Genomic DNA, 10,195 nt, shown 5'->3' with positions numbered 1-10,195 from the left:
CCCCGAACACCGAGCGGCCCCCCGGCCCGCCGAACGCTGACGCGCTCCGGCGGGCCGGGGGGCGGGCCGTAGGGGCCGCAGTCAGGCCGTACGAGCCGGGGTCCGGCCGTGCGACTTGGGGTCGGGCCGTACCGGTCAGGGTCAGGCCGGCGTCAGGCCGGGGTCGGGCGCACGAGCCGGGGTCCGGCCGACGGGCCATGGTCAGGCCCTACGGGCCGGGGTCGTACCCCGGCCCGTAGGGCCCGTCGGCGTTGCGGCTACTCGGTCGGACGGGTGCGGTGGCCGGACTGGCCGACCGGGGTGGTCAGGCCGTGGCGGGGTCGGTCGGCAGGCACACCACCGCCGCCGCGGTACGCACGAGTCGGCCGCCGCCGGTCGCGGTCACATACGCGCCGTACGCCCCGTCCAGCGAGCCGCCCAGCCGGGTGTCGACGGTCACCGAGGTGCCGGCGGTGCCCCTGGCCGGGATGGTCAGCCGCCGGTCCCGGACGGTGAAGAAGCCGTCCGGGGCGGGCTTGCCGTCCGGACCGGTGCCCACCACCGACAGGTGCAGGGTGACCGGCCGGTCGCCCAGGTTGCGGTAGGTGAGCCGCTTGTTCAGGAGTCGGTCGCCGGCGTGCGGCCGGGACCGGGCGCCGAACGACAGCGAACTCGGCTCGGCGATCACCGAGGCTCGCAGCGCCTCGCGCAGATCGATCCGTCCGGTGCCCTGCTGGAAGGGGTTGTAGCCGGTCCCGGGGGTGGCGGTGCCGGTCAGCACCGCCTTGATCTGCTGACCGGTCCAGTGGGGGTGCCGCTGCATGAGGATCGCGGCGGCGCCGGAGGCGTGCGGGGCGGCCATGGACGTGCCGGACAGCGCCACATAGCCGTCGGCGACCGGCGTGCCCTTCTCGGCGGCCATGCTGCCGGGGGCGAGGGCCCCGGCGATGTCCACGCCCGGCGCGGTCACATCGGGCTTGATCGCGTTGTCGCCGAGCCGGGGGCCGACGCCGGAGAACTCGGCGAGCCGGTCCTCCTTGTCCACCGCGCCCACGGTGAGCGCGGAGTCGGCGGAGGCCGGGGTGTTGATGCTGCCGGCACCGGACTTCCCGTTGTTGCCGGCGGCGACCACGAACAGGGTGTCGGTCTCCGCGGACAGCTTGTCGACCGCCGCCTCCACCGGGTCCGTGCCGGGGGTGTCGGGGTCGCCGAGGCTGAGGTTGACCACATCGGCCTGGTGCTGGACGGCCCACTCGATGCCGGCGATGACGGCGGAGTCGTCGCCGTCGCCCTGGTCGTCCACCACCTTGCCGTCCAGGATCCTGGCGCCCGGCGCCACACCGGTGTACTTGCCACCCGACTTGGCGCCGGTGCCGGCCGCGATGGAGGCGACGTGGGTGCCGTGGCCCACCCGGTCCCTGGTGTCGGGAGAGGTGGAGAAGTTCTTCTCGGCGATCTCCTGGCCGGCCAGGTCGGGATGGGTCTCGTCGACCCCGGAGTCCAGCACGGCGATGGTGGCGCCCTTGCCGTCGTACCCGGCCTGCCGGGCCCTGGGCGCACCGGTCCCCGGAACGCTCCTGTCCGGTTCCACCCTCCGGACGGCATCCAGCCAGATCTTGTCCACACCGGGGTCGGCGGCGCCCGGCGAGGTGCCGGACCCGGACGCACCGGTGAGCGTCTGCCAGGCCCCGCCGGCGTCCTCGACGGGCACGCTGACCGCGTCCGCGTTGAGGGTGCGGAGGGTACGGCGCACCTCGGCGCCGTCGGTGGCGGCGAGCCCGCTCCTGGCGGCCGGCCGCTCCCCGCGGTAGGTGACGATCAGCCGCAGCCCCTCACGCTGCCGAGCGAGGTATTCCGGTCGGCTGAGCGTGGTGAGGTCGAACAGCCGCAGGTCGAGGCGGCCTTGGTCGATGAGCCGCCGCGCGTCCGACGGGATCGCGTAGGTGTGCCCGTCCACGCTCTCGATCCGCATCGGATTATCCGCGCGCCCCTCGGCCCGCCGCAGCCCGACCGGCCGCCCCTTGCCGTCCACCGCGACCTGATCACCAGTGATCAGTGTGACCCAGTGCCGTACCGCATTCGCCCGTGCCCCATGAGCCTCAGCGGCACCGGCGGCCCCCGTAGTGCTCCGGTTCTCCGCCGAAGCCGGCGCCGTCGTCAGCCCCGCCGTCAGCGCCACGGCCGCCGCGGCGGCCACGGACCCGCCCCATATCGAATGGGCCCTTTTCCGACCTGCTCTTCTCTGCAATTTCTCCCCCATGTGAGAAACACTCACCACATAAGGCGTAGGAACGCCCCGCATAGTCGGTATGCGGGAGCAGTATGCGTGAAGCCGATCAAGAAGCCCAAGCGCGTGAAAGAATGCGAAAAGCCAGAACCCGAGCAACTCATAAGGAATGTGAAGCGTCCCCCTTGCGTGGCGGCGCCACTCCGTAAGACGATTGCGGGCTGCCTTTCGCAGTGGCCGGGTGGGGGCCGGCACACCGGAAGCGCGAACGGCCCGCCGGGGCGCGGGGGCGCTCCGGCGGGCCGGGGGTCGGGCCGTACTGCCCGGTGTGGTGCTTCTACTTGGTCAGGTAGGCCCGATAGATGGTCTGGCTGACCGTGTTGCCCTGCTTGTCCGCCGCCTCGGCGCGGAAGGAGACGCTCCCTCCGGCGCGCGGGTTCTTGACGGTGACCTTGCCGCTGCTGACGGCGAGCTTCTTCCAGTGCTTGCCCTCGTCGTAGCTGACGTAGACGGTCAGCGACTTGAGGTGCCCGCCTGCGGCGGAACCCTTCACCGCGACCGGCACCCGCATCGTGGCGCCCGCCTTGGCGGTGCTGTCGGCGGCCAGGGCCGGGGTGAAGCGCACCACGGAGGCGGGCAGCCTGACCTTGCCGTCGGTGTGCCCGGAGGAGAAGGTCCAGGTGCCGTCGATCCGGGTGGAGACCTTGGCGACCTTGCTGCTGCGGCTGACCGAGGTGGTCAGCTTGTAGCCGGCCCGGTCCGCGGGCACCGTGAACGGCTCGCCGCTCAGCGGGTCCTCGTTGGAGCCGACCTTGCTGCCGTTGCGGTAGAGCGTGGTGGTGACCTTGGCAAGGTTCGACCAACCGGAGTTCCCGGCGCCGTCGGTGAACAGCGGCAGGGAGCCGCCGAGCTTGTCGCCGTCACGGAAGATCCCGGAGTCCGCGGGGAGACCGGGCCCGAAGACACCGATGTTGAAGCGGCGCTGGTAGGAGCTGCCAGGGGTGAAACGGGCGGGGGCGGCGTACACGCCCGCCTCGAACGGGCCCTGGTCGTTCATCTGGATGAAGTCGAACTCCCAGGTCGCACCCTTGCCGGTGAGGTAGAGGGTGCTGGTGCGCGGCAGCTTCACCGGGGAGAGGACACTCCCGCTGACGCCGCCGCCGGTGTCGGGACTCACGGACAGCAGACCGCTCTTCTTGGCCGCGGAGCTGCCCAGCGTGGCGGTGACCTTGGCCAGGTCCGCGTACTTCGCGTGCCGGGTGAGGCCGGTGGCCATCCTGGTGGTCGGGCCGCCGTAGGCCAGGTGGTATTCCGGGCCGTCGGAGCCGCGCCGGAAGACGGCGCTGTACTGCTGGCTCAGTTCGCCGCGGGGGGCGGCCGGGCCGAGGTGGGCGGTGCGGAAGTTCTTGAAGGACGGCACCGTGATGATGGAGCTGTAACCGCCGCCGTCGGGAAGCGTGACATCCATCGCGACATCGGCGAAGGCGGCACGGGCACGGGAGTCCGGCCCGGTGACATCCACCGGCTTGGTGGTGCGCGCGTCCAGAGTCACCGTCGTCTTCTTGGTGACCTCCAGGCGCGGCTGGTTGATCCAGTCCATGCCCTTGTAGTCGTCGAGCCCGACCGGCAGGATCTGGCTGCTGAGCACATAGCGGCCCTTGGGCAGCCGCACCGTGCTGTTCTTGGTGGTCTCGTCGAACCCGTGCCCGACGCCCCGGGCCTGGCCGGTGAGGCCGGTCAGGTCGGTCAGGAAGTACTTGGCAGGCTTGCCGTCGCGACCCAGGTGCTTCAAGGTCACGTCGTACGACTCGACCTCGCGGTTCACCGCCGCCGCGGTACGGACCGACTGGCCGCCGCCGGTCGCGGTCACATAGGCGCTGTACGCACCGTCCACCGAGCCGCCCAGCTTGGTGTTGGTGGTCACCGTGGTGCTGGCGGTGCCCTTGGCGGGGACGGTGAGCTGCTTGTCCTTGACGGTGAAGAAGCCGTCCGGGGCGGGCCTGCGGTCCGGGCCGGTGCCAACCACCGACAGATCCAGGGTGACCGGCTGGTCGCCCAGGTTGCGGTAGGTCAGCTCCTTGGTCACCGGCTTGTCGTCGGTGTGCGGCCAGGACTGGAGGCCGTACGAGAGCGAGGGCTGCTCGGCGATCAGCGAGGTCGTGATCGCCTTGCGGAGGTCGATCCGGCCGGTGCCCTGCTGGAAGGCGCTGTAGCCGTCACCGGGGGTGCTGGTGCCTATCAACGCGGACTTGATCTGTCCGCCGGTCCAGTCGGGGTGCTGCTGGGCGATGATCGCGGCGGCGCCCGCGGAGTGCGGGGCGGCCATCGAGGTGCCGGATATCGCCACATAGCCGTCGGCGACCGGGGTGCCTTCCTCGGCGATGAGGCTGCCGGGCGCGGCGGCGGCGCCGATGTCCACACCGGGCGCGGTCACATCGGGCTTGATCGCGTCGTCGCCGACCCGGGGGCCGGTGCTGGAGAAGTCGGCGAGCTTGTCCCGCTTGTCCACCGCGCCCACGGTGAGCGCGGAGTCGGCGCTGCCGGGGGAGCCGATGCTGCCGGGCCCGGACTCGCCCTCGTTGCCCGCGGAGATCACGAACAGGGTGCCGGTCTCGGCGGACAGTTTGTCGACCGCCGCCTCCAGGGGGTCCTTGCCGGGGCTGTCCGGACCGCCGAGGCTGAGGTTGACCACGTCGGCCTTCTTCGCGACGGCCCACTCCATGCCCGCGAGGACGCCGGAGTCGTCGCCGAAGCCCGCGTCGTCCAGGACCTTGCCGTCCAGGATTCTGGCGCCCGGCGCCACACCCTTGTACTTGCCGCCGGACTTGGCGCCCGTTCCGGCCGCGATGGAGGCGACATGGGTGCCGTGCCCGACACGGTCCTTGGTGTCTCGGGCCTCGGAGAAGTTCTTCTCCTCGATCTGCTGCCCGGCCAGGTCGGGATGGGTCTCGTCCACTCCGGTGTCCAGCACGGCGATGGTGCTGCCCTTGCCGTCGTACCCGGCCTTCCATGCCTCCGGCGCGCCGATCTGCGGAACGCTCTTGTCCAAGTCCGCGCGGCGGATGCCGTCCAGCCAGATCGCGGCCACCCCGGAGGCGGCCGTCCGGTACGGAGTCCCCGGCTCGGGCGCGCCGGTGAGCGCCTTCCAGGCGGCGCCGGCGTCCTGGGCGGGGACGCCGACCGCGTCCGCGCCCAGCGAGCGGAAGGTGTGGCGCACCTCGGTGCCGCCCGCCGCGCGCAGCGCGCTCTTGGCCGCGGGCCGCTCCCCGCGGTAGGTGACGATCAGCCGCAATCCCTCGCGCTGCCGCGCCAGATACTCGGGCCGGCTGAGCGTCGTGAGGTCGAACAGCCGCTGGTCGAGGCGGCCTTGGCCGATCAGTCGGCGGGCGTCCAGCGGCAACGCGTAGGTGTGCCCGTTCACGCGCTGGATCTGCACCGGGATGTGCTCGCGGCCCTCGGCCCGCCGCAGGCCGACCGTCCGGCCCTTGCCGTCGACCGCGACTCGGTCACCGGTGATCAGGGTGATCCAGTGCTTCGCGGCACCGGCCCGGGCCCCGCGGGCCTCGGGGGCACCGGTGGTGCTCTGGTCCTGCGCCGAGGCCGCCGGCGCGGTGGTCAGCCCCGCTGCCAGCGCCACGGCCGCCGCGGCGGCCACGGACCCGGCCCACGGCGTATGTGCTTTTCTGCGCAACTTTCCCCCACATGATGAGAGTTCACAAAAGAGGGCACTGAAGGCCCTTCACACATGCGGGAACAGCATCGGCGTACGTGAACAAGAAGTTCAAGACCATAAAAGAACGATTTAATGGCCTGAATTGACCGAACCTGTAGCAGAGTTGACGCAATCAGACCTCTACGGCCTGCCACCTCCGGACGGCCGCCCCTGGCCTGAATCGGGCAGCAAAAAGCCGACGGCGGTCGGCAGGATCTGCCGACCGCCGTTCGCGGCGCGCTGTGGGGGGACTGGGGTCAGTACGCGCTGTGGGGGCGCATCAGGCGCCGGTGGCGCTGCCCGCGACCCACTCGCTCCAGCTCATGTTCCAGCCGTTGAGGCCGTTGTCGGGCTGGATGGTCTTGTCAGGGGAGCCGGTGACGATGACCACGTCACCGATCTGCGAGTTGTTGAAGAACCAGGCACCGTCCTGGTTCGGGTCGCCCGCGCCCTGGACGTCGTTCAGGCCCACGCAGCCGTGGCTGGTGTTGGCCGAACCGAAGATCGAGTCCGAACCCCAGTAGTTGCCGTGGATGAAGGTGCCGGAGGTGGACAGGCGCATGGCGTGCGGCACGTCCTTGATGTCGTACTCGCCACCGAAGCCGACCGTGTCGCCGTTCATCCGGGTCTCCTTGAACTTCTCGGAGATCACCATCTGGCCGTTGTAGGTCGGGTTGGCCGGGCTGCCCGCGGAGATCGGGATGGTCTTGAGGGTCTGGCCGTCCCGCACCACCTTCATGGTCTTCGCCTTGGCGTCCACCGTGCTGACCTGGGAGTGGCCGATCTTGAAGGTGACGGTCTTCTCCTGGACGCCGGTGACGCCGTTCGACGCCTCGACGCCGTCCAGGTCCAGCTTCAGGGTGACCGTGGAGTTGGCCTTCCAGTACTCCTGCGGCCGGAAGTCCAGCCGGGTGTTGCTGAACCAGTGGCCGACGACCTGCTGGTTGCTGCTGGAGGTGACGGAGATGTGGGACTGCACCTCCTTGCGGTTGGTCACCGCCTTGTCGAAGTTGATCGACACGGGCATGCCCACGCCCACCGTGGAGCCGTCCTCCGGCGTGAAGTTGCCGATGAAGCTGTTGGTCGGCGAGACGGTGGTGAACGAGGAGTTCTCGGTGGCCTTGCGGCCCTCGGCGTCCTTGGCGACCGCGGTGATCTTGTACTGCGTGGAGCGCTCCAGCTGAGTGCTGGGCTTCCAGCTGGTGCCATCGGCGGAGATGGTGCCGTTGATGGTGGCGCCGGTCGCCGGGGCGGTCATCACCACGGAGGTGAGCTTGCCGCCGCTGACGGTGACCTTGGCGTCGCGGTTGATGCCGGCATTGGCGATGCCGTTCTTGGGCGAGATCTTTATCTGGGCGTCCGAGGCGTCCTTGGCGGCTGCCTGGTCGACCTGCGTCTGGGACTTGCCGCCCCCCTCGTCCTTCTTGTCGTCGCCTCCGCCGCACGCGCCGAGCGTGAGTACACCACCGAGCACCGCGGCCACGGCCACCATGCCCTTGCGGCGCTTGCCGTCCGTCATCACTGGTCTGTCTCCATTGCTACTGGACCCCAAAAATCCCCGAACCGGAACACTCGTCCCACAAGGGCCCCGGCACTCCGTTAAGAACGCAGACGACTTCCAGCCGGTTCCACAGGCGGTGAAACTGTGCCCAAGGCCACTCGGCAGAAAGCACCGGCCGGAACCTGTCCGACCGGTGCCACCAGCGAAGACGACCTACTCCATGTCGTCGAGGTCCCAGTCCACCGCCTCGGGGTCGAATGCCGCGATCTCGCTGGTCCAGGAGGCCTGGGCAAGCTCGATCCCCGGTACGTCCCCGACCAGGTCCACCGGATCCACCAGGTAGGCCAGGGCCTCCGCCGGATCGTCCTGGACCGCCTGGCGGGCGTGTCCGCGTTCCTCGTCCAACATGAACTCATCACCCTCGATCTGGTCAAGAGCGGCCCGGGTCAGATCCGTGGAGCCGGTGACCTCCAGCATGAGGTCCACCTGAAGTCGTACATAACGTGATGTTTCGGTTGCACTCATGGCACGGAGCGTAGGGCTCCACCGGTCTCGCTACCGCGCGACCCGCAGTTGTCACTACGATTCGGGTTCACGGGGCCAATTCGCCGCTTCCGCAAGGGGGATGCATCCGTTGATCGCACGCCGTCCGCTGCTGACCGCCGCCGCCGCGGGTGTGATGCTGTGCGCACTGTGGTTCGTGCCGTCCGCCAACGCGACGGTGGACCGGGACGCCGCCCCGGCGCCGCGGTCCGCTCCGCGGGCCGAGCAGGCCGCCGCCCTCACCCCCACCCGGCTCGCCGGGGACTCCGGCGAGGAGCCGAACCTGGCCGACTCCGGCAGTGTGGACATCACCCCGTACCTGGTCGGCGGCACCGGCTTCCTGGGGCTCGGGGTGGCGATGGTCGCCGTCTCCGTTCGCCGTACGCGCACGGCCAGTCGCTGACCGTGACCCCGGACCGAAGCCCGGGGCCGCAGGCGATCACCTGCCGGACCGGATCACCTGCCGGCCGGGACCATCTGCCGCACGGATCACCGGCCGGCCGAAACCGTCTGCCGCTCCGGATTACCGGCCCGGCCGGGGCGACCCGGTAACCAGGGCCGCCTGCCGGCCGGGCCCCGGTCCGGTCAGGCGAGCGGGCCGGTGACCGACTCGGCCGCCGCGACCAGGCCGCCGGAGCGCACGAAGGCCTCCGCCGCGGCCAGGTCGGGCGCCAGGAAGCGGTCCTCGCCCGGCCCCCGCACCCCGGCCTCGCGCGCCGCGGCCAGCACCGCCCGGGTCGCCGGGGCGGGGGTGAGACCGTCCCGCAGCTCGATGGCCCGGGCCGCCGCGAACAGTTCCACCGCGATCACCCGCCCCAGGTTGTCCACCGCGGTGCGCAGCTTGCGGGCGGCGGACCAGCCCATGGACACGTGGTCCTCCTGCATCGCGGAGGACGGGATGGAGTCCACCGAGGCCGGGGCGGCGAGCCGCTTGAGCTCGCTGACCATGGCGGCCTGGGTGTACTGCGCGATCATCAGGCCGGAGTCCACCCCGGCGTCGGCGGCCAGGAACGGCGGCAGGCCGTGCGAGCGGTTCTTGTCCAGCAGCCGGTCGGTGCGCCGCTCGGCGATGGAGGCCAGGTCGGCGGCGGCGATGGCCAGGAAGTCCAGCACATAGGCGACCGGGGCGCCGTGGAAGTTGCCGTTGGACTCGACCCGCCCGCTGCCCGACTCGTCCACCAGCACCACCGGGTTGTCCACGGCCGCGGCCAGCTCGCGGTCGGCGACCAGCCGGGCGTGCGCCAGGGTGTCCCGGCCGGCCCCGGCGACCTGCGGGGCGCAGCGGATGGAGTACGCGTCCTGCACCCGCGGCGCGTCGTCCTGGTGGTGCCCGGTGAGCCCGGAACCGTCCAGTACCCGCAGCATGTTGTCGGCGCTGGCGGCCTGCCCGGGGTGCGGGCGGATGGCGTGCAGCTCGGGCGCGAGCACCTTGTCGGTGCCGAGCAGGGCCTCCAGGGAGAGGGCGGCCGTGATGTCCGCGGAGGTGTAGAGCCGGGCCAGGTCGGCGCAGGCCATCACCAGCATGCCGAGCATGCCGTCGGTGCCGTTGAGCAGCGCCAGGCCCTCCTTCTCGCGCAGTTCCACGGGCTCGATGCCGTGCTCGGCGAGCAGTTCGGCGGCGGGCCGCACCCGGCCGTCGGGGCCTTCCGCGTCGCCCTCGCCCATCAGCGTCAGCGCGCAGTGGGACAGCGGCGCCAGGTCGCCGGAGCAGCCGAGGGAGCCGTACTCGTGCACCACCGGGGTGATGCCCGCGTTCAGGATGGCGGCCATGGTCTCCACGACCACCGGGCGGACGCCGGTACGGCCGGAGGCGAGCGTCTTCAGCCGCAGGAACATCAGCGCCCGCACCACCTCGCGCTCCACCCGGGGGCCCATTCCGGCGGCGTGCGAGCGCACGATGTTCCGCTGGAGCCGGGTGCGCAGCTCGGGGCTGATGTGGCGGACGGCGAGGGCGCCGAAGCCCGTGGAGACGCCGTAGACCGGGTCCGGCTTGGCGGCCAGCTCGTCCACCACCCGGCGGGCGGCGGCGACGGCGGACAGCGCGTCGGCGGACAGCTCGATCCGCGCGGCGCCGCGGGCCACGGCGATGACATCGTCGGCGGTCGTCCCGGACGACCTCACCACCACAGAGTGCATATCCATATTCAGGAACCCTAGAGACTGAATCGCAAACTGTCACCATCCCGCGGTGCCCGAACGACGGCGTCCGCCGCCGGCCCCCCGCGCACCCACC

The 10,195-nt window shown here is 71.3% G+C and carries 6 protein-coding genes; 1 reads left to right on the top strand and 5 read right to left on the bottom strand.

From position 1 onward, the window contains the following. Nucleotides 1-304 precede the first annotated feature (304 nt). The 4 genes from E4099_RS22740 to E4099_RS22725 form a co-directional block, all read right to left on the bottom strand. The gene (locus tag E4099_RS22740) at nucleotides 305-1,951 is read right to left on the bottom strand and encodes a S8 family serine peptidase (RefSeq protein WP_135340966.1); all 1,647 of its coding nucleotides are present in this window, start codon (nucleotides 1,949-1,951) and stop codon (nucleotides 305-307) included. A gap of 592 nt (nucleotides 1,952-2,543) precedes the next feature. Then, on the bottom strand, nucleotides 2,544-5,861 hold the full coding sequence (locus E4099_RS22735; RefSeq protein WP_245245093.1) for a S8 family serine peptidase: 3,318 nt from the start codon (nucleotides 5,859-5,861) through the stop codon (nucleotides 2,544-2,546). A 337-nt stretch (nucleotides 5,862-6,198) separates the two neighbouring features. Then, nucleotides 6,199-7,437, bottom strand: a complete 1,239-nt coding sequence (locus E4099_RS22730) for a L,D-transpeptidase (protein WP_135340964.1) — start codon at nucleotides 7,435-7,437, stop codon at nucleotides 6,199-6,201. 195 nt (nucleotides 7,438-7,632) lie between these two features. Further along, the gene (locus E4099_RS22725; protein WP_135340963.1) at nucleotides 7,633-7,944 is read right to left on the bottom strand and encodes a hypothetical protein; all 312 of its coding nucleotides are present in this window, start codon (nucleotides 7,942-7,944) and stop codon (nucleotides 7,633-7,635) included. A 100-nt stretch (nucleotides 7,945-8,044) separates the two neighbouring features. Between E4099_RS22725 and E4099_RS22720 the strand changes: the two genes are divergently transcribed. Next, nucleotides 8,045-8,365 (top strand): hypothetical protein, encoded by a 321-nt coding sequence (locus tag E4099_RS22720; RefSeq protein ID WP_135340962.1) that lies wholly within the window; start codon nucleotides 8,045-8,047, stop codon nucleotides 8,363-8,365. Nucleotides 8,366-8,547: 182 nt separating this feature from the next. Here the strand turns inward: E4099_RS22720 and hutH are convergent, their stop codons facing one another. Further along, entirely contained in the window at nucleotides 8,548-10,098 is a 1,551-nt protein-coding gene (gene hutH / locus E4099_RS22715; protein ID WP_135340967.1) for a histidine ammonia-lyase, read from the bottom strand. Nucleotides 10,099-10,195: the final 97 nt, after the last annotated feature.

Origin of the sequence: Streptomyces palmae (genome assembly GCF_004684805.1) — a bacterium.
In the GTDB taxonomy this organism is placed as follows: domain Bacteria; phylum Actinomycetota; class Actinomycetes; order Streptomycetales; family Streptomycetaceae; genus Streptomyces; species Streptomyces palmae.
The sequence above is the reverse complement of the archived record's forward strand: the minus strand, read 5'-3'. Positions and strand labels throughout refer to the sequence as shown.

Bases quoted from the DNA above. Each gene is read 5' to 3' on its own strand.
- E4099_RS22740 (WP_135340966.1), bottom strand. From the start codon at position 1,951: ATGCGGATCGAGAGCGTGGACGGGCACACCTACGCGATCCCGTCGGAC.
- E4099_RS22730 (WP_135340964.1), bottom strand. From the start codon at position 7,437: ATGACGGACGGCAAGCGCCGCAAGGGCATGGTGGCCGTGGCCGCGGTG.
- E4099_RS22725 (WP_135340963.1), bottom strand. From the start codon at position 7,944: ATGAGTGCAACCGAAACATCACGTTATGTACGACTTCAGGTGGACCTC.
- E4099_RS22720 (WP_135340962.1), top strand. From the start codon at position 8,045: ATGCATCCGTTGATCGCACGCCGTCCGCTGCTGACCGCCGCCGCCGCG.
- hutH (WP_135340967.1), bottom strand. From the start codon at position 10,098: ATGCACTCTGTGGTGGTGAGGTCGTCCGGGACGACCGCCGACGATGTC.